This window comes from Methylobacterium sp. J-077, from assembly GCF_022829365.1.
GTDB lineage: Bacteria > Pseudomonadota > Alphaproteobacteria > Rhizobiales > Beijerinckiaceae > Methylobacterium.
Map to the genome: position 1 here is coordinate 152,507 of NZ_JAKSYJ010000102.1, position 23,212 is coordinate 175,718.

Below are 23,212 nucleotides of genomic sequence, written 5' to 3' on the forward strand. Positions count from 1 at the left end.
CACGATCCCGCGAGGCGTCACCACGCCGGCCTGCAACCCGGAACCGTTTCTGCCGTTGGGCTCACGGCTGACAACGCGTGCGGCGGCCCTCGCGGTCGGACGCTGCCGGAGGGAGTACACAGTGGCGAGCGAGCAGACGGTTTCGGGTGGCGATCGGCCGGTGATCCTCCTCGTCGAGGACGAAGCGCTGACGATCATGGACCTCGGGGACGTGCTGGAGGATGGCGGCTACGACACGGTGCAATGTGCCTCCGCCGAGCGGGCGCTCAGCATTCTGCAGGCGCGCCCGGACATCTGCGGGCTGGTGACGGACGTCCAGCTCTCGGGGAAGACCGACGGGTTCGATCTGGCGAGCGCGGTGGCCGAGGCCCGGCCGCACCTGCCGATTCTCATCGTGTCCGGGCGGGCGGCGCCCGACCCGGCCCGGATGCCTTCCCATGCCGACTTCATCGCCCGTCCCTGCACGGGCGAGGACATCCTTGACCGGCTCAAGCGCTTGATGCCCTGTTGAGCGCAGGGCCTTTTCGGCCCCCGTCATCGCACCGTCACCGGCCCGCGCCACAGGAACCCGGGCGGCCATGGACGGGAGTGGACGGTGCAGGTTCAGGATGGTCCGGCGGCCGCCGGCATAGATGCGGGCGCTCCGGTGGGCGACAAGCAGAAACGCGATCGTGAGATCAAGGACGCGGGCGCGTCCGAAGGGTCGTCCAAGAAGATGCGGCCGCCCGGCGTGCGCAGCGTCGGCTGGGCCCTGGTGCAGGCCGCGCGCCTGCACCGCGCCCGAACCGGCGACCGGCTGGCCAAGCTCGGCCTGTTCGCCGGGCAGGAGCAGGTGGTCCAGGCGCTGGCCGCCGCCGGCACCATGACGATGGGCGACCTCGCCGCCCTCCTGCGGGTGCGGCCTCCCACCGCCTCCAAGACGGTGACCCGGCTGGCCGCGCTCGGCATCGTCGAGCGCCGGGCCGAATCGGGCGACGGGCGGGTGGTGCGGGTGCAGCTCACGGAGTCCGGCCTGGCGAAGGCCGAGGCGATCGAACGGATCCAGGAAGAGGTCGAGGCCGAATTGCTCGACCATCTCGACAAGACCGACCGGCGCCGCCTGCGCAAGCTTCTCCGCAAGGCCGCCCGCGGGCTCGCCGAGGCGGCCGGCGCCTCCGGCCAGGTCACGGATGTCGACGCCGAGATCGAGGCGGACGAGGCCGAGGCGATCGCGATCTGACGCGATCCGTCATTGCGAGCGCAGCGAAGCAACCCAGGGCAGCGCGCGTTCTCCGACCGTGGCGTCTTCGTGAGTTGCTTCGCTGCCCTCGCAGTGTCGGCGTGCGGCGCAAATGACGCCCTCGCACGTGCGCCGTGCGGGTCGCGGCGCAGCAGCCTCCCTGCATCCGCGACGATGTTGCAACGATGTAACGTTGCTCACTTTCCGACCTCTACCCCTTGCCCAGCCCTTGCGCTCAATCATTACGGCACGCGAATGAAACACTATAACATTTCGTGAGCTTCGATGCCCCCAGCCCTTCGCCTTGCGTTCCTCGCCGGCACGACCCTGTCGGCACCCCTCTTCGCGACCCTGTCGATCGCTCCAGCACGGGCGCAGCAGGCGGTCGCCCTCGACGAGATCAGCGTCACCAGCCCGAGCCCGGTCCAGGCGACCCGGCCCTCGGTCGAGCCTGCGCCCCCGCTTCAGACCGGCATCCTGCCGGTGGCGACCAACACGTTCTCGCCCGTTACCGTCGTGACCCAGGACCAGATCGCCCGCGATCAGGCCCGGACCCTTGGGGACGCCCTGTTCGACCGGCCGGGCATCTCCGGCACGACCTACGCACCGGGGGCGGCCTCACGGCCGATCATCCGCGGCCTCGACAATGCCCGGGTACGCATCCAGGAGAACGGCATCGTGAACGGTGGCGTTTCCGACCTCGGCGAGGACCACGCGGTTCCGGTGAACCCGCTGGTCTCCGACCGGATAGAGGTGATCCGCGGCCCGGCGACCCTGCGCTACGGCTCGGGCGCCACCGGCGGCGTGGTCTCGGCCGACAACAATCGGGTACCGACCTTCATCCCGGCCAACGGCGTGCAGGGGCAGGCCACCACCGGCGTCTCAAGCGTCGACAACGGCCGGCTCGGCGCCGCCACGGTGGATGCCGGCGGCGACGGCATCGCGGTCCACGCCGACGGCTTCAAGACCGGCGCCGACAGCTACGCGATCCCCGGCGGCATTCAGCGCAATTCCTACAACGAGTCGCAGGGCGGCGCGGTCGGCATCTCGGCGATCGGCGACCGCGGTTTCGTCGGCCTCTCGTTCAGCCACTACGACGCGGTCTATGCGATCCCCGGCGGCGTGGCCGAGCAGGACCGCACCCGCCTGACCCCGAACCAGGACCGGGTCCTGTCCCGGGGCGAGTACCGGCCGCTGGACGGCCCCTTCGAGGTGATCCGCTACTGGGCGGGCTACTCGGTCTACCGCCACGACGAGGTCGGCTTCGGGGCGGACGGGATCGAGGGCGTCCAGGCGATCCTCAAGAACCGCGAGGCGGAAGGGCGCCTCGAGCTGCAGCACGTCCCGGTCTTCACCGAACTCGGCACGCTCACCGGCGCGCTGGGCTTCCAGTCAGACCGGCGCGTGATCAACACGCAGCTCGAATCCTTCCTGCCCAAGACCGAGTCCCGCGCCAACGCGGTCTACCTGTTCGAGGAGCTGGAACTGCGCCCGGGCACGCGGCTGCAGGCGGCCGGGCGCTACGAGGTCGACCGGCTGTCGAGCACGGCCGCGCAGTTCCCGGCCGATTACGTGCCGGTCGACGGGCAGGACCCGGTCCAGTACGCCCGGACCCGGCGCTTCGCCCCGAAGAGCGCCAGCTTCGGCGCCCTGCAGGACCTGCCCTACGGGTTCGTGGCGAGCCTCACCGGCTCCTACGTCGAGCGCGGGCCGACCGGCTACGAACTGTTCTCGCAGGGGCCGCACGACGCCACCGCGACCTTCGAGATCGGCAACCCCGACCTCAAGAAGGAGCGCGCCCGTACGGTGGAAGCCAGCATCCGGCGGGCCGAGGGACCGCTGCGCCTCGACGCCACCGGCTACTACACGCGCTACACCGGCTTCATCTACCGCAACTATACGGGGCTGACCTGCGACGACGGCTTCGCCTCCTGCGGCACCGGCACCGGCACCGACAACCGGCAGATCGTCTACCAGCAGCAAAACGCCACCTTCTACGGTGCCGAGATCATCGGGCAGGTCGATCTCGTGCCGGTCGGAAACGGCTTCGCCGGGATCGAGGCGCAGTTCGACTTCGTCCGCGCCCAGTTCGACGACGGCACCAACGTGCCGCGCATTCCGCCCTATCGGGTCGGCGGCGGTGTCTACCTCCGGGCGGATGGCTGGTTCGCCCGGGTGAACCTGCTCCACGCCTTCAGCCACGAGGCGACCGCCCGGTTCGAGACCCCCACCCCCGGCTACGACGACCTGCGCGCCGAGCTGAGCTACACCCAGGCGGTCGACCCCGCGGTCTACGGGGCCAGCGCGATCACCCTCGGCGTCCAGGGCCGCAACCTGCTCGACGCCGACATCCGCAATTCGACCTCGTTCAAGAAGGACGAGATCCTGTTGCCGGGCCGGAACGTGCGGCTGTTCCTGACGGCGCGGTTCTAGGAACGGCCCTGGACGGCGGGCCCGCCGGATGGTGTGAACCCGCGCGGCCACGCGTCTATGATCGTGCGGCCCCGATGACCGGGATCCGATGAGACCTGAATGGCGAGCGCGACGACACCAATCCGAGTCGGCCTGATCGGCTACGGCTATGCCGGCAAGACCTTCCACGCCCCGCTGATCCGATCCGTTCAGGCGCTCGAACTCCGGGCGGTCGGCTCGCGCGATCCCGCCAAGGTCCATGACGACCTGCCCGGCATGCTTGTCATCACTGATCCCGGCGCGGTCGCGACTTCGGAGGCCGTCGACCTCGTGGTGGTCGCATCGCCCAACGAGACCCACGCGCCGCTGGCCCGGCTCGCCCTGGAGGCGGGCAAGCACGTCGTCATCGACAAGCCCTTCACCCTGGACCTTGCCGAAGCGCGCGGGCTGGTGGCGCTGGCCCGGCGCCAGGGCCGGATGCTGTCCGTGTTCCACAACCGGCGCTGGGACAGCGACTTTCTCACCGTCCGGACAGCCATCGCGGACGGCGTCATCGGCGAGGTCCGGCACTTCGAATCGCATTTCGACCGCTTCCGCCCCCAAATCCGCGACCGCTGGCGGGAGGGGGCCGGACCGGGGAGCGGCATCTGGTACGATCTCGGGCCCCACCTCGTGGATCAGGCGGTCCAGCTGTTCGGCCTGCCCGACCGGGTGACCGCGAGCGTGGCGCGGCTGCGCCCCGGTGCCCTGTCCGACGACTGGGCCCACGTGGTGCTGGAGTATCCGGCTCTCCGCGCGGTGCTGCAGGCCAGCATGCTGGTCGCCGGCGGCTCGCCCCGCTTCGTCGTCCACGGCGAGGCCGGCAGCCTCGTCAAGCAACGCCTCGACATCCAGGAGCAGCAGCTCCTGGCCGGGATGGTTCCCGGCGCCCCGGGATGGGGCGAGGACCCGGACGGTCTCGCGATCCACGACGGCACCGGGTCGGTGGCGCACGCGCCTGCGGTGGCCGGGGATCAGCGGCGCTACTACGAGGGCGTGGCCCGACAGATCGCCCAGGGCACGATCGATCATGTCGCCGCGCTGGAGGCGCTTCAGGTGATGGCCTGCATCGAGGCGGCCCTGATCTCGGCACGGACCGGGACGTCCGTCGCGCTGGCGCTTACGGCGGAGGAGCGGGAAGGGTCGGCAGCGCCACGCGCTTAGGGTCGAAGGGCGCTGCCAAACGCAGGTCGAGGGCGGCGCACCGGAACGACAGGAGGTCTCAAAAGGCCGCCGCGTGCCGCCTTACCGAGCCCGCGGCGAAAAACTCCGGCCGAGCCGCCGCCAGCCCGCGACGATCCCGGTGATCGCGATCCCGGCCGCGAGCAGGTTCAAGAGCCACTGCGCGGCGTCGCGCAGGGCGGGGCGGCGGGTCAGGATCGGCAGGTCGAGGCGGTGGAGGGCGTCGAACAGCCAGCGATTGATGCGGCCGGACCGGTCCAGGCGCTGGAGGATCGTCCCGTCGCGCGGGTCGATGTTGAGCCAGGTGGCGGCCGGGTCGTCGAAGCGCAGGCGCAGCACCGGCAGGGGCCGTGGGTCGGACCCGTGCGGGTACCAATAGGCGTCGTAGGCGCTGAGCTTCTGGGTCGCCCGCAGGTGCCCGTCGGGGATCGCCGCAGCGGCGGCTTCCGCCAGGATGCTGGCATCGGGGCCGGGGCCGGCGTCCGGGGCGACGGCACGCAAGCTGCCCGGCGCCTCGGCGACCACCCACCAGCGGCCGCCGATGGCGGTGAATCGGAGAGATCGGGCGTTCGGTCCGGCGAGGCCGCGGAGCCGACCAGCCTCAAGGCCGATGTCGCCGGGCGCCCCGGCATAGGCGGCGCCGAGCCCCGCCGGCGGTGCGTTCGACGCGAACCAGCGGTTCGGGTTCATGGAGATCCAGCCGCTCAGGATGAACCCCCCGAGCGCCAAGCCACCCGCGAGGCCGGACAGGTGGTGCCAGCGCGCCAGCCCGCGATAGGGCGTCACCGCGCCGGTGGCGTAGCGGCGGCGCAGGCGCAGGCGCCAGATCCCGACGGCGAGGCCGCTGAGCGCCCCGAGGGCGGCCAAGCCCGAGAGCCAGAGCAGCACCGTCCGCCACAGCTCCGCCCGGGCGCGCAGGGGCGTCAGGTAGATCCAGTGCGGCACCGAGCCGAGCCAGTTCCAGGCGCGCTCGAACCGGGTCGTATCCAGGGCGATCTCGCCGGTGACCTGCGAGACGTAGAGCTCGGTCCCCGCAGGATCGCCGAGGGCGACCTTGTGGAACGGCCGCAGCGGGTCGTAGCGGGCGGTGACGGTCCACTGGTCCCGTTCCACCGGGGCGACGCGGGCGCCCGGCCGATCCCCGGCAACGAGCCGAAGGGACGTCTCGGCCTCAACCGGGCCGAGCCGCGCGCCGGTCCGGCCCGAGACCGTCGCCCGCGCCCCGTCGCGCCCGGTGATCCGGTAGACCGGCTCATCGCCGCGCATCTCCAGGCCGAACGCCGCCGGCACGCCCGCGAGGCCGCCAGCCGCGAGCGCCGCATCCGGCGCGACCGCGACCTGATCCCAGGCGATCGGCGCCAGGAGCGCGAGGCGCTCGGACGGGGTGAGCGCCGGGAACGGCACGTAGAGCATGACCAGCCCGGAGCCGATCCACAGGGCAAAGAACGAGCCCGTGGCAATCCCGGCCCAGCGGTGGAACAGGAGCAACCAGCGTCGGGCCGCCTTGCTGATCCCGCGCCTCACCACGTCACCGTGTAGGCGACTTCCACCGACCGCGGCCGGCCGAGCAGCCAGTTGGTGCCGACGCCGTTCACGGCGTTGCCGCTGATCGCGTAGACCTTGTCGAACAGGTTGTAGACCCGCAGGCTCAGGCGCGAATCCGCGGTCACCTGATGGTCGAGCACGAGGTTGACGAGGTTGTAGGCCGGGCGCCGGGCCGTGTTGGAGAAGTCGCTGTAGACCTGGCCGACGTTCTGGAGCCCCACGCGCGCCGTCCAGGCGCGGGCAAAGTCCCAGGTCAGCCAGAGATTGGCGACCCGCTCGGGCACGTCGATCGGCTGGTTGCCGGCATACGAGATTGTGGCGCCTCCCACGTTCTGGTCGAAGGCATCGTATTGCGCGTGCAGCAGCGCGAGGTTGCCGTCGAGCCGCCAGCCCGGGGCGAACTGCCAGCCCAGCGCCAGCTCGAACCCCTGCGAAGATTGGCTCCCCACCTGGGTCGACAGGGTCGGCTGGCCGGGCACGGCCGAGATCAGGTTGTCCTTGACGATCCGGTAGCCGGCCAATGTCCAGTCCAGGGCGCCGTCGAAGGCCAGCCCCTTGGCGCCGATCTCGACCTGCGTGCCGGTGGCGAGCTGGAACCCCGCCAGCGACTGATTGAGCGTGATGAGGCTGTTCACCGGGTCGGTGGCGAAGCTGTATTGCGCGTAGAGCGCGCTGTCCGGCGTCGGGTTGTAGACGAGGCCGAACCGGTAGCCGAGCGCCTGATAGGTTTTTTCGAACTGCGAACCGGTTTGCAGGTCCTGCCGGTGGAGCGTCGGCACGTCGAGCCGCACGCCGGTCAGGAACGAGAACTTGTCGGACAAGATCACCCGGTCTTCGGCGAAGACCGAGGCCTGGCTGGTCTGCGTGGCGTAGGCCGGCCGCGCCCGCCCGGTCTGCGGGAAGCAGCCCGGATCGTAGCCGGTCAGCGGCACGCTGGGGGTCGTCTCTTCGAAGTAGAAATTGTTCGTGTGGCGGAAGTCGATGTGGTTCACGTCGAACCCGACCGCGAACGCATTGGGCAGGCCGAACAGGCTGCCCTTGACGCTCGCGTCCAGGCGATTCCCGACCTGTTCCTGGCTGTGATAGATCTCGAGGTCATCGCTGCGGTCGACCAGTCCGGTGCCGCGATTGTAGATATATTGCTCGGTATCGAGCCAGTGGCGCCGGCTGGTGAGCCGGTAGGCGGTGTTGCGGACCGTGATGTCGGCCGAGGGCGTCCACTCGGTCTTGAACTGGGTCCAGTTATCCGCCCAGGTTATCTTCGCGTCCCGGACGTTGTAGTTGTTGAACCGGATCAGGTCCGGGATTCTGCCCTCGACCAGGGGCGTGCCCCAGTAGCGTGCGGGCTCCTGGTAGCCGAGGTCGTGGCTCACCGTGAAGGCGAGGTCCGGGCTCGGCTGGAACAGCAGGGCGGCTGAGACCGCGAGATTGCGGAAATCGCCCTCCGGCCGGATCCAGCCGTCGGCGCGGTTGCCGCTGACGTTGAGGCGATATGCGAAGGTCTCACCGAACTCCTCACGGCCGAGCGCCCCGCCCGAATCCAGCGCGAGCCGCGCGACCCCGTCGGTGCCGATGACCGTGCGGGCGGTGTTGATCGGCACGAAGACCGGCTTCTTCGGCACGACGTTGATCACGCCGCCGATGGCGCCGTCGCCGTACAGGACCGACGACGGCCCGCGCAGCACCTCGATGCGCTCGACGTTCCAGGTGTCGAACGGGAACGTGACGGTGTTGGCGCCGACATAGAAGCGGGTGCCGTCGTAGAGCTGCTGGATCGAGTTCGGCCCCGCGAAGCCGCGGGACGTGAACGCGCCGTTGCCGTTGCCCGGCGCCGCGATCGTGGTGATGCCGGTGGCGTCCTGGGTCACGGCCTCGGCGATCGTGTCCTGTCCGCGCAGCCGTGCGGTCTCCCCGGATACGATGTCGATGCTCGCGGGGGTCTCCAAGGGCGTCAGGCCGAGCCGGCTGGCGGTCCGGTCGGGGGTGCGCAGGTTCAGACCGGTGGGTGCGGCGCGGGTCAGGCTGACGCCGCCCTCCCCCTCGACGGAGAGCTGGTCGAGGGCAATCGCCTCCTGGGACGCGGCCGGGCTCGCCAGGAGGGTGAGCAGGGCACCGCAGAGCGGCGCGCGCCGGCCGCGGGGCGGGTTTTTGGATCGTGACATGGCGTGAGGGGGTCCGTATGCGGCGAGCGCCGGCTTGGATGCCCTAAAAGCAATGTAATAACATCACAATTACGATGACGTGCCGGAACGGGCTTCGCCGGAGCGCGGGGGCCCGGGCGGAGGATCGGGTCGCGCGGACGCGCGGCCGGGATCGGCACGTCAAGGGAGAGCATCGGGAACTGGGACGCGGGCGCGCTTGCTGTGGCACGTCACCGCGAACGAGGCCGCGCCGCCCGGTGCTCGCGCACGGGCGTCTCGACACCCGCCAGGACACCCCGCCCGGCGCGTTTCGCGTGTGACCACGGCTGACGGCAGGTCTCCTGGCTCACGGGTCGCCGCCCTCGCACCGTCTTCCCGGGCCAAGACCCAGTGACGTGGTGGTGAAGGGCTCACCGTTCACAGTTGCGGGGACAGCCGCGGTTTCGGAGCAGGCCCCACACCGCGTTCCCTTTTGATCCCCGAAGGGAACCGTCGCGGAATAGCTTGGCTGTACGTTACGGCGGCGTCAAGCGCCACGATACAGATCCGATATGGATCCGATCGTGGCGTTCGACGCCCGGATATCCGTATATCGAGAGTAGTCGTGCGGTTCAAAGACAAGCATTTGCTCAGCATTGATGGCAATCTGATAAATATAGTTTATATGATCGGGAATAAGTATCATTGTAGAAGAAAATTGAATCACTGCAGTGCGAGATGTAAAATTCACGAAAGTGACACACTCAACGTTCAGGATAGCCCAAATTCTAAATCGGGCAGCAATCAACATGACAGAAAAGACGTCGCCGGAAAGCAAATTCAATTTAAGAAATCTCATTAGAATATCGTTATTTGTATTGTTTGCGCTCTCGATGTCGGTCGGGGTGTTCTCGATCTCCCGTATCGAGCGGGTGAATGAAGCTGCGCATGCGATGGCGGACGAGCTCGAAGTCGTGGCCGGTCTCGCGAGGATGAATGAACTCAGTCAGGAGTTCCGGGCCCTCAGTATCCTTGCCCATAGCGCGCGCAGCGAAGACGAGCGGCGGAGCTATACGGCCGAGAACACGCACGTGGAGGAGGCGTTCTCCGCCGCCTGGAGCGCCTATGCTCCGACCATCTCCGGGGTCGAGGAACAGGACATCGCCCATCGTCTGCGCGCGGCGTGGCAGCATTTCCTCGCGGTCGAAGCCGAGGCTCTGGCGCTCGACCGGGCGGGCGAACGCGAGCAGGCCGACACCGTGTTCGCCGGCGCGCTGCGTGCCGATGCCGAAATGTTCAAGAAGGCCGTCAATACGGTGCTGGATCATCGGCGGGCGCGCGTCGCCGAACGCGTCGCGGAAACCGACGCCGTCGGCCGGATGTCGCGCACCGCCGTGGCCGTGGGGCTGGGCGTCGTCGCGCTCCTGACCTTGGCGATCGGTTTCCTCATCGTGCGCCGCGTCGCGACGCCGATCGCGACGATCACCGACGTGATGCGCAAGCTCGCCGGAAACGATCTCACCACCGAAATCCCCGCTGCTCAACGGCGCGACGAGATCGGCGCGATGGCACGCGCGGTCCAGGTCTTCAAAGACAACATGCTCCAGAACCGCGCCCTGGAGGCGGAGGCTGGCGAGGCGCGTGCGCGGGCGGACCGGCAAGCGCAGACCACCATGCGCGAGATGGCAACGCGCTTCGAGACGGCCGTCGGCGGCATCGTGGTGGCCCTGGCATCCTCAGCAACCCACCTCAACACGACCGCCGAGACCATGAGCGGCATCGCAGGCGAGACCGCGAGCCAGTCCACCGCCGTGGCTGCGGCGGCGGAGGAAGCGGCTACCAATGTCAAGACGGTGGCAGCCGCCGCCAGCGATCTCGGGTTGTCGGTGCGGGAAGTCGGCCGCCAGGCCGAGATCGCGTCCACTGTCGCGCATCGTGTCGCCGAGGAGGCGACGCAGACCAGCAACCTCGTCCAGGCGCTGAGCGACGCCGCAGCCCGGATCGGCGACGTCGTCGGGATCATCTCCAACCTCGCCGCCCAGACCAATCTGCTGGCGCTTAACGCCACGATCGAGGCGGCCCGCGCCGGCGAGGCCGGGCGCGGCTTCGCCGTGGTCGCTTCCGAGGTCAAGGCGCTCGCGGGCCAGACGGCTCGGGCGACCGACGATATCGCGCGTCACGTCGCGACCATTCAGGGCTCCACCCATGAGGCCGTCCACGCCATCGAAGGCATCTCGACCCGGATCCGGGACATGAGCGGTGCCGCGGCCTCGATCGCTGCGGCGGTCGAACAGCAGAACACGGCGACCCAGGACATCGTGCTCACCATCTCCCACGCTGCGACCGGGACCGAAGAGGTGACGACCAACATCGCGGGCGTCTCGGACATCGCCCAGAGCGCGGGCCGGGCGGCGAGCGAGGTCCTCGATTCGGCGAACGGCCTGTCCCGTCAGGCCGAGCAACTCGGCGGTGAAGTGAACCAGTTCCTCCGGACGATCCGGGCGGCGTGACGCCAGGGCGCTGAGAGAGGGGCGACGGCGGCGATCGACGTGATCCGTCGCAGAGGGGGGAAGTTTCATGGCGTCAGAGTTTCGAACCGGTGCCGTCACGGGCCGCGAAGTCGCCGGAGCGGGCGTTGCCGCCGCCCGTCGCCGGGCCGGTAGCGGCACGGGCCGCGGGACGAGAGGCCTGCTGGCCCTGGCGCTCGGCGCGGGGCTCGCGTTGATCGCCGGCCGCGCTTCGGCGACGACCATCGGGGTCTCGATGGTGCCGCCCGTCGCCTTCTTCCAATATCTGCGCGATGGCCTCGCGGCGCGTGCGAAGACCTATCCCGACCATTCCGTGCGGTTCGAATATGCCGAGACCGGGGACGGCGCGAAGCAGGTCGAGCAGGTGAAGCGCTTCATCCGCGAGAAGGTCGACGCGATTGTCATCCTCCCGGTCGAATTCGCGGCGACCCGGGAAATCACCAAGCTGTCGCAGGAAGCAAACATTCCATTGGTTGACGTCAACAACGGTCCGCGCGAGGACTGGTTTTCCGGACGTGTCGCATTGGCCCTGCCCAATGATCTGGTCGCCGGCCGGCTGCAGATGCGGATCATGGCCCGGTCGACGAACGGTGCCGGCCGGTTGGCCATCATCCGCGGCCCGTCATCCCATTCGGCCTCGGTCCTGCGGACGCAGGGTGTGAAGGAAGTGCTGGCCGAGTTCCCCGGGATCTCGATCGTCGAAGAAGAGGCCGCGGACTGGGACCGCAAGAAGGCCGCGACGCTCGTCGCCGGGTGGCTCGCCAAAGGCCAGAGGATCGACCTGATCGCCGCCAACAACGACGAGATGGCGATGGGCGCGGCCGATGCCCTGGAGGCAGCCAAGATCCCGCCGGGTCGGATCCTGATCGGCGGCGTAGATGGAACGCCCGATGGCCTGGAGGCGCTGGATCAGAAGCGGATGATGGTGACCATTTTTCAGGACGCGGCCGTCGAGGGTGGCCGGGCGATCGACGACGCCGTGAAGCTGATCAGGCGGGAACCGGTGCAGCAATACGATTGGGTCGCCTTCGACCTCGTCACCGACAAGACGTTGCCGCGCTACAGGAACAAGTGAGCCCGCCCGCCGGACGCGAGCTCGCCATCCGGCAAGCTCCGGCTGGAGCCGGGCGCTTCGGGGCGTTGTCGCGCTCCGGGGGGCACGATACGACGCCCGAATGACGGTCTGGCGCCCCCCCTTCCGAGATCCGCGGGAAGGCCTTGGGCCTGCCCCGGCGGGGGCACCGGCTGCTGGTCGCCGAGGTCCAGGCCGATGACGGGCGCCTGAAAGGCGTGCGGCCGCTCGGGGGCAGCGTCGAATTCGGCGAGCGGGCGGACGCGGCGCTCGTGCGGGAATTCCGGGCGGTGTGCGGCGTTGCGCAGCCGCTGATCGTGACCCTGTCGGCCGGGAACAGCCCGCAGCGGGCGCGGATGCCGGGGGCGCGCGCCGCCGCGGCTTTGCTCGAGTCGGTCGACGCGGTCGCCGCGACCGTGCTCTGCGATACCGGCTTGAAATACCGACGGTTGTGCGATCGACCGTCCCGCCTTTGCCGCTGCGCCCCCGCGATGCTAGAGCCGGGCGACCCCATCGGTCCGGGTCCTCCGCGACGCCGCGGCCGATGCGCCCGGACGTTCTGTCCGAAGCGGAGACGGGTGCTGGCGGAATCATGACGACACGACCACCCCCACGCGGCGGCCCGAACGGGCGCAAGCCCGGAGCCGGCAAGTTCTCCTCCGGCAAGTTCTCGCCTGGCAAGTTCCAGTCCGACGGGCGCGCCCGCACCGGCCCGCGCACCAGCGCCCGCGACGCCGCCGAGCGCGCCGCCCGCAACAGCGGCGACGATGCCGGCACCCGCGATCCCTGGACCGCGCAGGGCACGCCCCATGCCGTCGCGGCGGCTGCCGCAGCCGCCGCGAAGCCGAAGCCGCGGCCTGCCCCGGTCGCGCGCGACGAGGCCCCGCCCCCGCGCAAGGCGCCGCCCCGGCCGAGCGCCAGGCCGGCCGCGAAGGCGCAGACCCGATCCGTCGAGTCGCGTCCGGAACCGTCCGCGCCGCCGGCCGGCCCGACCCGGCGCGAGCAGCGCGCCGCCGCCTCCGCGACCCTCGCCTCCGGGGTGCAGACCCTGACGGTGGAGGCGGACGAGGCCGGCATGCGCATCGATAGGTTCCTCACCGCGCGCTTCCCGCTCCTGCCCTTCACCCGGGTCCAGAGCATCGTCCGCAAGGGCGAGCTGCGGGTCGACGGCAAGCGCGCCAAGCCCAACGACCGGCTGGAGCCGGGCATGAGCGTGCGCGTGCCGCCCCTGCGCCTCGACCAGCCGACCGAGCGCCCGCGCAGCGCCGCCCGGGAGCAGGACGATGCCGAGTTCCTGCGCTCGCTGATCCTCTACGAGGACGCGGACATGATGGTGCTGAACAAGCCCTTCGGCCTCGCGGTCCAGGGCGGGTCGGGCACGGTCCGCCACGTCGACGGGCTGCTCGCGGCGCTGACCGGGGCGGACGGGCAGAAGCCGCGCCTCGTCCACCGGCTCGACAAGGATACGGCCGGCTGCCTGATCATCGCCAAGACCCGGCTGGCGGCAGCCACGCTCGCGAAGAGTTTCCGCTCGCGGGCCGCGCGAAAAATCTACTGGGCGCTCACGGCGGGCGTGCCGCGGGTGCGCCAGGGGCGGGTCTCGACCTACCTCGCCAAGGACGAGCCGACCGATGCCGATGCCCGCATGCGGGTCGCCAAGCACGGCGACGAGGGCGCGAGCCATGCGCTGACCTATTACGCGATGGTCGATCAGGCCGCCCAGAAACTGTCCTGGCTGTCGTTCAAGCCGGTCACCGGCCGCACCCACCAGCTGCGCGCCCATGCCGCCCATATCGGCCATCCGATCGTCGGCGACCCGAAATACTTTTCCGTGGAGAACTGGGAGCTGCCCGGCGGCATCCAGAACCGCCTGCACCTGCTCGCCCGCCGGATCGTGATCCCGCATCCGCGCACGGGCCGGCCGGTGGATGTGAGCGCACCGCTGCCGCCGCACATGGCCCAGAGCTGGAACCTCCTGGGCTTCGACGCCTCCCGCTACGACCCGATCGTCGAGGCGCCGGAGAGCTGAGCCTGCAGCCACGGCACGATCGCCTCCGCCAGGGCGTCGGGGGCCTCCATCGGCAGCATGTGGCCGGAGCCGTCGATCACCGTCAGGACGGCGCCGGGGATGCCGGCCTGCAGCTCCCGCGCCTCGTCGAGGCTGCGCAGGCCGTCCTGGGCGGCGGCCACCACCAGGGTCGGGCAGGCGATGGAGCCGAGCCGGTCGCGGTCGCTCGCGCGCGCCTGCCCCGCCTGACGCAGGAACACCTCACCGCCGAGGCGGTCGCCCATCTGCCGGATGCGGGCGATCAGGGCCGCGTCGCCGGCCCGGTCCGGATGGATCGATCCGAGAATCGCGGCCCGGCTGAGCCCGGAGAATCCCTGGCGGCGGACATTCTCGACCGCCGCCGCCTTCCGGCGCGCCTGGGCCGGGGTGTCGGCGCGGGCCGAGGTGGCGATCAGCACGAGCGCTTGGACCCGATCCGGCGCGAGCCGGGCGATCTCCCGGGCGACGTAGCCGCCCATGGAGAAGCCGACCAGCGCGAATCGGTCCGGCGCCTCAGCGGCGACCCGCCCGGCCATGGCGTCGATGGCGGTGTCCCGGCTCAGGTCGCCGTGCAGGATCGGGCCGAGCGGCGCGAGAAGCGGGCCTATGTCCGCCCAGAGGTCGGGATCGGTCATGAAGCCGGGCAGCAGGACGAGGCTCATCGGGCAGTCACGGGTATCGCTCCTCGGCGGCCCGATATCGCCGGTGGAGCGCGGACCGTGACCCGACGGTCTCGCGTCCGGCATGCCTTGGCAATCGGCGGCCTCGCCTCATATGCTGATCCGCGACCCGCCGTTCCGCCGCGGGGCCGATTTCCCGCGGTTCGAGACCCTGACGCATGAAGCTCGCGACGCTGGCCTGCCTCGCCGCCCTCTGCCTTGTCGGGCCGGTCGCCTACGCCGCACCGGGCGAGACGGCCAAGCCGGCCGCACCGGCGAGCGCCGCACCGCCGGCCGAGGCGCCGCCGCCGGCCGCACCCACTGCTGCGGCCCCCGCCGCGTCCGCGGCCGCGCCGCAGGCCGCCCCCCGTTCGGCGTCGAGCGGCCGGGCCGAGCGGCGGCGGCGGTCCTACGCGGCCTGCAACCGCGCTTCCCACCAGCGCGGCCTGCGCGGCGGCAAGCGGCGCCGGTTCCTGATCCGCTGCCGGCTCGGCTACGAGCGCACCCACACCCAGCCGGCGCAGCCGAGTGCCGCCCCGCCGGTCCAGCCCGGCCGCAAGCCGTGACGGGCGGCCCCGTGCCCGGCATGGTCGGGCGATGAAGCTCATCGTCTTCGACGTCGACGGCACCCTGGTCGACAGCCAGCACCTGATCGTCGCCGCGCAGGGGCTCGCCTTCGCGGAGAACGGCCTGCCGGCCCCGGGCCGGCGCGAGGCGCTCTCGGTGGTCGGTCTGTCGCTGCCGCAGGCGTTCCGGCGCCTGGTCGGCGAGGACGGGCCGATCGCGGAACTCTCCGAGAGCTACAAGCAGGCCTATAACCGCCTGCGCGTCGATCCCGCCTACGAGGAACCGCTGTTCCCCGGGATGGGCGAGCTGCTGGCCCGGCTGCATGCCCGCGAGGACGTGCTGATCGGCCTCGCCACCGGCAAATCGCGCCGCGGCGTCGACCGGCTGATCGAGCATCACGGCTGGGCCGACTGGTTCGCCACCACCCAGAGCGCGGACGACGCCCCCTCCAAGCCCGACCCGACCATGCTGCTCCAAGCGATCGCGGAGGCCGGCTGCAGCCCCGACACCACCGTGATGGTCGGCGACACGACCTTCGACATCGCCATGGGCGTGTCGGCCGGGGCCGTCTCCGTGGGGGTCGGCTGGGGCTACCACCCGGCCGGCGCCCTCTACGGGGCCGGGGCGGTCACGGTGGTGTCGAGCGCCGGCGCGCTGGAGTGGTTGTTTTCCGGGGGGGAGCCGCCTGCCGGTGCAGGTTAGGCTATTCCTACCCTCCTCCTCATCCTGAGGTGCCGGAGCGAAGCGGAGGCCTCGAAGAAGCCCTCCAGGGGTCGCGCGGCCGGCTGGAGGGCTCCTTCGAGGCTCGCTGCGCTCGCACCTCAAAATGAGGACGCGGGTGGGACACGCGGGGTCGTGCCAAACAGGCTCGCCGACGAACCCGAAACCCCCTATCTCGCATCCATGAGCGATGTGACGAACGAGTGGCTCGGCGAACCGGGCGACGGGGGAGAACGGCCCGATCCGATGCGGTCGGCCCGGGGCCATGCCAAGCCCGCCCTCCCCCGCCGGTTCTACCAGGAGGCCGGCTTCGCCGAGGGCCCGGACGGGTTCCGGCTGACCCTCGACGGGCGCCCGGCCAACACGCCGGCGCGCAATCCGCTGAGCCTGCCGACCCGGGCTCTGGCCGAAAAGGTCGCGGCCGAATGGGCCGCCCAGGCCATCGTGATCGACCCGGCCAAGATGCCGCTGACCCGACTTGCGAATACCAGCATCGACGGTGTCGCGCCCCGGCACGCGGCCGTGGTCGAGGATCTCTGCGCCTATGCGGGCACCGACCTCGTCGCCTATCGGGCCGGGGATCCGGAGCGGCTGGTCTCGGCCCAGGCCGCCGCCTGGGACCCGATCCTCGACTGGGCCCGGGAGGCGTTCGGCGCCCGGGTGATCCTCAGCGAGGGCGTGATGCATGTCACCCAACCGTCCGACACCGTGCGGGCGCTGTCCGAGGCGGTGGCCGCGGTGGACAGCCCGTTCCGGCTGGCCGGCCTGCACACGTTGACGACGCTCACCGGCTCGCTGCTGATCGCGCTCGCGGTGCTGCGGGGCCGGCTCACCCCGGCAGAGGCCTGGGACGCGGCCCATGTCGACGAGACCTATCAGGCGGCCGTCTGGGGCGGCGATGCCGAGGCCGAGGCGCGGCTGGCAATCCGCCGGGCGGAATTCGAGGCCGCGGCCGAACTCATCGCCAGCGTCTGAACCCGCTCTCGGTGGATTGCGCAGATGCAGTTGCGCAACAATCCCGGCTTCGCTGCCGTGCTGCAGCGAAGCCGGCTGACATCCCGCGAGGATTGACTTAGGGTCGGACTATTCCAGTCATCGGATCATCAATGCGCGCCGATCCTTGTCGTCATGATCGTTTCGAAGATGAATTGGCTGCGCTGCTCGGTAGCAAGCAATCGTCCGACGATGAAGCGGCGCGCGGGGCGCTGTTCGCGGCGCTATCGCGGCTGGAACGACAGGCATTGATCGGCGGCGCTGCGGACCCGACCCTTCGGAAGATCGCCGAGGCGCGGTTCCTGGTGGGCATTCTGCGCGACGCGATGCGCCCGTCGCGGATCGCGCCGCTGCGGAGCCTTCTGCGGCTGACGGCGCAGACGCACCGTCTCGCGGAGGCCGATCCGGCCTGAGTCGCCGCCCGACCTCTCACCGACGTCGTTGCGAGCGCAGCGAAATGACATAGGGAAACGCCATGGTTGGAGATCGCGCGTTTCACTGGGTTGATTCGCTGCGCTCGCGATGATGGTCGAGGTGGCTCACCCCACCGGCTGGGCCAGTGCGGCACGCACCTTCCCTTCCAGCGAGGCCGGCTTGGCCGAAGGCGCGAACCGGGCGATCACCTGGCCGTTCCGGCCGACCAGAAACTTGGTGAAGTTCCACTTGATCGCCTTGGTGCCGAAGAGCCCTGAGCGGGCCTGCTTCAGGTGGTCGAACAGCGGCTCGGCCTCGGGCCCGTTCACCGCGACCTTGCCGAGCACCGGGAAGCTGACGTCGTAGGTCAGCGAACAGAAGCTCGCGATCTCGGCGGCGTCCCCCGGCTCCTGGGCGCCGAACTGGTTGCAGGGGAAGCCCAGCACCGTCAGGCCCTCGGCGCGATGCGCCCGCCACAGCTGCTCCAGCCCGGCATATTGCGGGGTGAAGCCGCAGCGCGAGGCGGTGTTGACGATGAGCAGCACCGCGCCGCGATGCTGCGCGAGGGGGTAAGGGCTCCCGTCCGCCGCGGGAACGGTGAAATCGTGGATCGTCGTCATGCCCGATCAGTCGGGCAAACCCGCGGGTGCCGCAAGGGCCTTACGCGGCCTTGACCTTCTGCACGTCGAAGCTCGGGCCCTGCGGGGTCATCCGGTCATGCGAGACGATCCGCTCGTCCGGCCCGACCACGCCGAGGCTGACGTCGCGGTCGGGCAGGACCACCGTGGTGGTCTTGTTGACGTGCACCAGCACGTGGCGGCGCAGCGGCACCGAGGCCACCGCCCAGCGCTTGAGCTGGCCGTAATAGGGCTCCCGGCGCCAGGCATTCGCTTGGCCGGGATCGACCTGGACGTTCATGTTGCGCGAGAGCGGGTCCAGCGTGAGCACCAGCTTGGCGCGGTCGGGCTTCCATTCCGGCCCGAGCCAGCTCTCGGTCATCCAGAGGCAGTGGAACGCCCGGCAATGATCGGGGCGCGTCGCGTGGATCGCGCAGCCCTGGCCGGCCTTGGTGTGGCGGCACCATTGGCCCGCGACGCTCTCCACCGCCGGCACGTCGTAGACCTTGCAGCACAGGGTGCAGGCGCCGCAGGCGCGCCCGGGGGCTGGTTGCGCCACCAAGGTTTCGGGATTCAGCATGGATCGTGCGTCGCGCGGGTCAAACACGGGGGCATGCATCCGGCACCAGCCGGGCACGGGGCCCGCGGGGCTACCTGCACGGGCATCGGGTCGGTAGTGTGGCGGCTTCCCTGGGATGAGGACGGTGCGAACGATGCTCTCGAATCTCGCGACCCGCGACGTCGAAACCCTGCTCCACCCCTACACCAACCTGTCGACCCACCGGCACACCGGCCCGCTGGTGCTGGAGCGCGGCGAGGGCGTCCACGTCTACGACACGGAGGGCCGGTCCTACATCGAGGGTATGTCGGGCCTGTGGTGCACGGCGCTCGGCTACTCGAACGCGGAACTGGTCGAGGCCGCCCGGGTCCAGATGGGCCGGCTGCCGTTCACCCACCTGTTCTCCGGCCGCAGCCACGATCCCGGGATCGAGCTGGCCGAGACGCTCAAGGAGCTGATGCCGGTCCCGACCTCGAAGATCTTCTTCACGTCGTCCGGGTCCGAGGCCAACGACACCCAGGTCAAGCTCACCTGGTACTACAACAACGCGCTGGGCCGGCCGCGGAAGAAAAAGATCATCGCCCGGCAGAAGGGCTATCACGGCGTCACGGTGGCCAGCGCCTCGATGACCGGCCTGACCGCGAACCATGCCGACTGGGACCTGCCGCTGCCGGGTTTCCTGCATGTCGCCTGCCCGCATTTCTATCGCGGCGCCGAGCCGGGCGAGACCGAGGAGGCCTATTCGGCCCGCCTCGCCGCCGAGCTGGAAGCGACGATCCTGCGCGAGGGGCCGGAGACGGTGGCCGCCTTCATCGCCGAGCCGGTGATGGGCGCCGGCGGGGCGATCGTGCCGCCGCGGGGCTATTTCCCCGCGATCCAGGCGGTGCTGGCCAAGTACGACGTGCGGATGATCGCCGACGAGGTGATCTGCGGTTTCGGCCGGCTCGGCACCTGGTTCGGCAGCGAGGCCCTCGGGATCCGGCCCGATTCGATCTCCTTCGCCAAAGCCCTGACCTCGGCCTACATGCCGCTCGGCGGCGTCAGCATCGACGAGCCCCTCTACCAGGCGATGATCGGCCAGAGCGAGAAGCTCGGCACCTTCGGGCACGGCACCACCTATTCCGGCCACCCGGTGGCGGCCGCGGTGGCGCTGAAGGCGATCGAGATCTACCGGCGCGACCGGGTGATCGAGGGCGCGGCCGAGAAGGCGCCGCACTTCCAGCGCCGGCTCTCCGCACTCGCCGACCACGCCATCGTCGGCGAGGCCGGCGGCATCGGCCTGATCGGCGGCCTGGAGATCGTCGCCGACAAGGGGAGCAAGCGCCAGTACGACCCGAAGGCGGGCGTGGCCGCCCGCTGCGTCGCCTTCGCGCAGGGCGAGGGCCTGATCGTGCGGTCGCTGACCGGCGACCGGGTCGCCGTCTGCCCGCCGCTGATCATCACCCCCGACGAGATCGACGCGCTGTTCGACCGGCTGGGCCGGGCGCTCGACCGCACCCGCGACTGGATCCGCGCCGAGGGGTTGGAGGCGATGCCGGCCTGACGGGAACCGGCGCGGCCCGGGTCACACCGGGTCGCGCTGCGCCTCCGCCTACGCGATGGTCTGGACCCCCGTGGGGGTCAGCGGCGTGATCCGCAGGGTGGTGATCCGGTTCTTGGCCTTCCGGATCACCTGGAAGCGGAAGCCGTGGAAGTTGAAGGCGGTGCCCTGGTCGGGGATGGTCCGGGCCTCGTGGATGACCAGGCCCGCGATGGTGGTGGCCTCGTCGTCGGGCAGGTTCCAGTCCATGGCGCGGTTGAGGTCGCGGATCGGGACGCCGCCGTCGACATGGACCGAGCCGTCGCCCTGCGGGCGCACGCCGGACACCGTGACGTCGTGCTCGTCGGCGATCTCGCCGACGATCTCCTCCAGGATGTCCTCCAGGGTCACGAGGCCCATCACCTCGCCGTACTCGTCGACCACCAGGGCGAAGTGGGTCTTCTTGGTCAGGAAGGCCTTGAGCTGGGCGCGCAGGGACGTGGTCCCGGGCACGAACCAGGTCTCCAGCGCCAGGGCCTCGACCTTGAGCCCCGAGGCGTCGCCGCCGGCGGCGTCCAGCGCCCGCAGCAGGTCCTTGGCGTGGAGCACGCCGACGATGTTCTCGGGCGTCCTGCGCCACAGCGGCATGCGGGTATAGGGCGAGGCCAGCACCGCCCGGACGATGTCCTCGGAGGGCTGGTCGGCGTCGATCGCCCGCATCTTGGTGCGGTGGACCATCACGTCGGAGACCGACAGGTTCGACAGGTCGAGCAGGCCGCCGAGCATGTCGCGCTCGGCCTTGGCGACGCCGCCCTCCCGATGCATCAGCGCCACCTGCCCGCGCAGCTCCTCGGAGGCGGTGAGGATCGACTGGTGCTCGCCGATGGTGACGCCGAAGGGCTTCAGCATCAGCCGCACGAGATGCTCGATGGCGATCGCGGCTGGACCCATGATGGCGACCGCGAAGGCCACCGGCCGGGCGGTCAGCAGCGCGGCCTTGTCGGGCTTGGAAATGGCCAGCGTCTTCGGCAGCACCTCGGCGAAGACGATGACCAGCACCGACATGCCCACCGTCGCGTAGATGACGCCGTTCTTGCCGAACAGCGCGGTGAGCACGCTGGTGGTGAAGGCCGAGGCGCCGATCGCCACGATGTTGTAGCCGATCAGCATCGCGCCGATGAAGCGCTCGCGGATCGCCAGGATGCGGTTGACGATCGCCGCCCGCGGGTCGCCCGCCTGTTCGAGGGCGTGCATCCGCGCCCGGGACGCGGCGGTGAAGGCGGTCTCGGCGCCCGCGAAGAAGGCCGAGAGCAGCAGTGAGATCACCACGATGCTCGCGGCGAACCACAGGTCGATATGGGTGTCCATCGGTTCCAAGAGGCACGACTCGTGCGGCGGGAAGGCCGCCCATATAGCGCCTCGCGCGGGTTATTGCGCGCCGATCCGACGCACCGTCCACGTCGCCCAGTAGACCGGCCGGCCGTAGAGGCTCGAGGCGTCGCGCCCGGAGGCCGTCGGGGCGAGCCGGTCGAGCCAGGTCAGGAACCCGGCCTTGCCCGCATAGACCGCCGGCGTGTCGAGATTGCCCTGCGCATCGGTCATCCAGAAATGCGCGCTCCGATCGAAGCGACCGCTGCCGTCGCCGCCCGAGCGCAGCCCGAGATAGGCCGGCGAGCGGCCGGCCTCCACCGGGTCTGCGTAGAGGGTCAGCGCGCCGATCCCGTCGAGGTTCAGGTCGGGGGTGTATTGCAGGCAGATATCGGCCACCGGGCCGCCCGGCGCATTGGCCGGCCGCTGGCAGGTATAGGACACGGCCCAGCGCGGCATGCCCTTGGCCCGCGCCACCCGGACCAGGCTGCCGGGCGGCAGCGGCCCGGCGAGTTTTTTCGCCGCCGACCAGACTTTTGCGGCCGACAGGTCCTTCGACGTGCGCAGGTAGAGGGCGGTGCGGCGCTTCTCCGGGGCGAGCCCGCAATCCTCGGGCAGGACGTCGGTGTAGACGTAGTGGTAGGTCCGGTCGACGATGCTGATCGAGCCGGCCAAGCCGTGAGTCTCGAAGGCTGGGGCCGGGCAGGCAGAGGCGATCGGCTTGCCGGATTCGTCGGCCACCGGGGCGGGATTGGGCGGCGTGCCGCGCCCGCCGGGGGTGAACGGCGTCCAGGCGAGCCCGTAGCCGTCCGGGCTCCGGGTGCGAATCTCGAAGGTCTGGAAATCGACGGTCCGGGCCGCGATCTGCACCCGGCGCCTGATGTCGGCCGGCTGCGCCGCGGGCTCGTCCGGCCCGGCCCTGCGGCCGCGCCGCCGGGTCGGGGCGTCGTCATCCGGCTCGCCGCCGACCCGCTCCTGCCCGAGCAGAAACACGTAGCTGTAGGCTTCCCCGGCCCAGTCGCGGCCCGAGACCGCGATCGGGTCGCGGGGGCCGATGCCCTCGGAAGCCGGTTCCGTCGCGCCGCGCTTGGCCGCGCGCTCCTCCGGGAGATCGACCCAGAACCGGTCGGCCGAGGGTGGCAGCGTCGTGGCGAGCGCCTCCGGGCTGCGGCCTGTGCGCAGCGAGCCGCCGTCGCGGCTGTCGGTGGCGCGCCGCTCCGGGCACGGCTCGTCCCTGCGGCGCGACGCCACCGGGCTCTGGCCCTGGAAGATCGTCTGCAACGGGCCGGGTGCCTCGGCCCGCGGGAGCCGGAGGATCTGGACGCCGCGCACGAACGCGCAGGGCGCCGGCGCGATCAGAACGCCCTCGGCCTCGGCCCCGTCGCGGCAGATCTCGAGGCCGCCGCCGCCGGTGACGTAGCAGCTCGGCGCGCTGGCTTCGGTGCCCGCGGCTCGGGCCTGGACCGGAAGCGTCGCCGCCGCGACGAGGGCCGCCGCGAGGGTGGAGGCAACCAGCAGCGCCACGGCTCGCGCCCTCGTGTGCCGGGGCTTGTCGGCGCTATTAACAGCGTGATCGACGGTATCGGCAGGATTCATCCCGGCGGCGTTCAAAGATGTCACGTCTATCGCCGC

General features: G+C 70.6%; 19 protein-coding genes, 1 pseudogene and 1 riboswitch. Of the genes and pseudogenes, 13 read left to right on the forward strand and 7 right to left on the reverse strand.

Going from position 1 to position 23,212, the window contains the following annotated elements; genetic code table 11:
- Nucleotides 1-121 precede the first annotated feature (121 nt).
- The 4 genes from MKL11_RS09200 to MKL11_RS09215 all read left to right on the forward strand — a co-directional run bounded on the left by MKL11_RS09200 (nucleotide 122) and on the right by MKL11_RS09215 (nucleotide 4,834).
- On the forward strand, nucleotides 122-511 hold the full coding sequence (locus MKL11_RS09200; RefSeq protein WP_243942436.1) for a response regulator: 390 nt from the start codon (nucleotides 122-124) through the stop codon (nucleotides 509-511).
- 84 nt (nucleotides 512-595) lie between these two features.
- Nucleotides 596-1,219, forward strand: a complete 624-nt coding sequence (locus MKL11_RS09205; RefSeq protein ID WP_243942438.1) for a MarR family winged helix-turn-helix transcriptional regulator — start codon at nucleotides 596-598, stop codon at nucleotides 1,217-1,219.
- A 285-nt stretch (nucleotides 1,220-1,504) separates the two neighbouring features.
- A complete protein-coding gene (locus MKL11_RS09210; protein WP_243942439.1) occupies nucleotides 1,505-3,652 on the forward strand; it encodes a TonB-dependent receptor in 2,148 nt (715 codons plus the stop codon).
- Between the two features lie 99 nt (nucleotides 3,653-3,751).
- The gene (locus MKL11_RS09215) at nucleotides 3,752-4,834 is read left to right on the forward strand and encodes an oxidoreductase (protein ID WP_243942441.1); all 1,083 of its coding nucleotides are present in this window, start codon (nucleotides 3,752-3,754) and stop codon (nucleotides 4,832-4,834) included.
- Between the two features lie 81 nt (nucleotides 4,835-4,915).
- On the opposite strand, the gene MKL11_RS09220 is transcribed toward MKL11_RS09215, so the two are convergent.
- Complete coding sequence (locus tag MKL11_RS09220; protein WP_243942443.1) at nucleotides 4,916-6,376, reverse strand: PepSY domain-containing protein; 1,461 nt, start codon at nucleotides 6,374-6,376, stop codon at nucleotides 4,916-4,918.
- Nucleotides 6,373-8,559, reverse strand: coding sequence for a TonB-dependent receptor (locus MKL11_RS09225; protein WP_243942445.1), 2,187 nt, complete (start codon nucleotides 8,557-8,559; stop codon nucleotides 6,373-6,375). The genes MKL11_RS09220 and MKL11_RS09225 overlap by 4 nt, the downstream gene beginning before the upstream one ends.
- Nucleotides 8,560-8,851: 292 nt before the next feature.
- A riboswitch (cobalamin riboswitch) is annotated at nucleotides 8,852-9,047 on the reverse strand.
- A gap of 279 nt (nucleotides 9,048-9,326) precedes the next feature.
- Between MKL11_RS09225 and MKL11_RS09230 the strand changes: the two genes are divergently transcribed.
- From MKL11_RS09230 to MKL11_RS09245, 4 genes and pseudogenes are all read left to right on the forward strand, one after another.
- The gene (locus MKL11_RS09230) at nucleotides 9,327-11,027 is read left to right on the forward strand and encodes a methyl-accepting chemotaxis protein (RefSeq protein WP_243942448.1); all 1,701 of its coding nucleotides are present in this window, start codon (nucleotides 9,327-9,329) and stop codon (nucleotides 11,025-11,027) included.
- Nucleotides 11,028-11,094: 67 nt separating this feature from the next.
- On the forward strand, nucleotides 11,095-12,120 hold the full coding sequence (locus tag MKL11_RS09235; RefSeq protein WP_243942449.1) for a substrate-binding domain-containing protein: 1,026 nt from the start codon (nucleotides 11,095-11,097) through the stop codon (nucleotides 12,118-12,120).
- Between the two features lie 100 nt (nucleotides 12,121-12,220).
- A pseudogene (locus MKL11_RS09240) lies at nucleotides 12,221-12,401 on the forward strand (DNA mismatch repair protein MutT); the annotation flags it as partial.
- A 308-nt stretch (nucleotides 12,402-12,709) separates the two neighbouring features.
- Nucleotides 12,710-14,146 carry an RluA family pseudouridine synthase gene (locus MKL11_RS09245; RefSeq protein ID WP_243942450.1) on the forward strand — a complete coding sequence of 479 codons (1,437 nt, stop codon included), beginning with the start codon at nucleotides 12,710-12,712 and terminating at the stop codon, nucleotides 14,144-14,146.
- Here MKL11_RS09245 and MKL11_RS09250 read toward each other — a convergent pair.
- A complete protein-coding gene (locus MKL11_RS09250) occupies nucleotides 14,113-14,826 on the reverse strand; it encodes an alpha/beta fold hydrolase (RefSeq protein WP_243942451.1) in 714 nt (237 codons plus the stop codon). The genes MKL11_RS09245 and MKL11_RS09250 overlap by 34 nt on opposite strands.
- 176 nt (nucleotides 14,827-15,002) lie before the next feature.
- Between MKL11_RS09250 and MKL11_RS09255 the strand changes: the two genes are divergently transcribed.
- The 4 genes from MKL11_RS09255 to MKL11_RS09270 all read left to right on the forward strand — a co-directional run bounded on the left by MKL11_RS09255 (nucleotide 15,003) and on the right by MKL11_RS09270 (nucleotide 17,516).
- Nucleotides 15,003-15,389, forward strand: a complete 387-nt coding sequence (locus MKL11_RS09255; RefSeq protein ID WP_243942452.1) for a hypothetical protein — start codon at nucleotides 15,003-15,005, stop codon at nucleotides 15,387-15,389.
- Nucleotides 15,390-15,420: 31 nt separating this feature from the next.
- Nucleotides 15,421-16,092 (forward strand): HAD-IA family hydrolase, encoded by a 672-nt coding sequence (locus tag MKL11_RS09260; RefSeq protein ID WP_243942453.1) that lies wholly within the window; start codon nucleotides 15,421-15,423, stop codon nucleotides 16,090-16,092.
- 201 nt (nucleotides 16,093-16,293) lie between these two features.
- Nucleotides 16,294-17,085, forward strand: a complete 792-nt coding sequence (locus tag MKL11_RS09265) for an ATP12 family chaperone protein (RefSeq protein WP_243942618.1) — start codon at nucleotides 16,294-16,296, stop codon at nucleotides 17,083-17,085.
- 131 nt (nucleotides 17,086-17,216) lie between these two features.
- A complete protein-coding gene (locus MKL11_RS09270) occupies nucleotides 17,217-17,516 on the forward strand; it encodes a hypothetical protein (protein ID WP_243942454.1) in 300 nt (99 codons plus the stop codon).
- Nucleotides 17,517-17,642: 126 nt separating this feature from the next.
- On the opposite strand, the gene MKL11_RS09275 is transcribed toward MKL11_RS09270, so the two are convergent.
- Both MKL11_RS09275 and MKL11_RS09280 read right to left on the reverse strand, forming a co-directional pair.
- On the reverse strand, nucleotides 17,643-18,137 hold the full coding sequence (locus tag MKL11_RS09275; protein ID WP_243942455.1) for a glutathione peroxidase: 495 nt from the start codon (nucleotides 18,135-18,137) through the stop codon (nucleotides 17,643-17,645).
- 40 nt (nucleotides 18,138-18,177) lie between these two features.
- The gene (locus MKL11_RS09280; RefSeq protein ID WP_243942456.1) at nucleotides 18,178-18,714 is read right to left on the reverse strand and encodes a hypothetical protein; all 537 of its coding nucleotides are present in this window, start codon (nucleotides 18,712-18,714) and stop codon (nucleotides 18,178-18,180) included.
- A 133-nt stretch (nucleotides 18,715-18,847) separates the two neighbouring features.
- Between MKL11_RS09280 and MKL11_RS09285 the strand changes: the two genes are divergently transcribed.
- Nucleotides 18,848-20,236, forward strand: coding sequence for an aminotransferase (locus tag MKL11_RS09285; RefSeq protein ID WP_243942457.1), 1,389 nt, complete (start codon nucleotides 18,848-18,850; stop codon nucleotides 20,234-20,236).
- 48 nt (nucleotides 20,237-20,284) lie between these two features.
- On the opposite strand, the gene MKL11_RS09290 is transcribed toward MKL11_RS09285, so the two are convergent.
- Entirely contained in the window at nucleotides 20,285-21,580 is a 1,296-nt protein-coding gene (locus MKL11_RS09290) for an HlyC/CorC family transporter (protein WP_243942458.1), read from the reverse strand.
- A gap of 60 nt (nucleotides 21,581-21,640) precedes the next feature.
- Entirely contained in the window at nucleotides 21,641-23,176 is a 1,536-nt protein-coding gene (locus MKL11_RS09295; protein ID WP_243942620.1) for a hypothetical protein, read from the reverse strand.
- Between the last annotated feature and the right edge of the window lie 36 nt (nucleotides 23,177-23,212).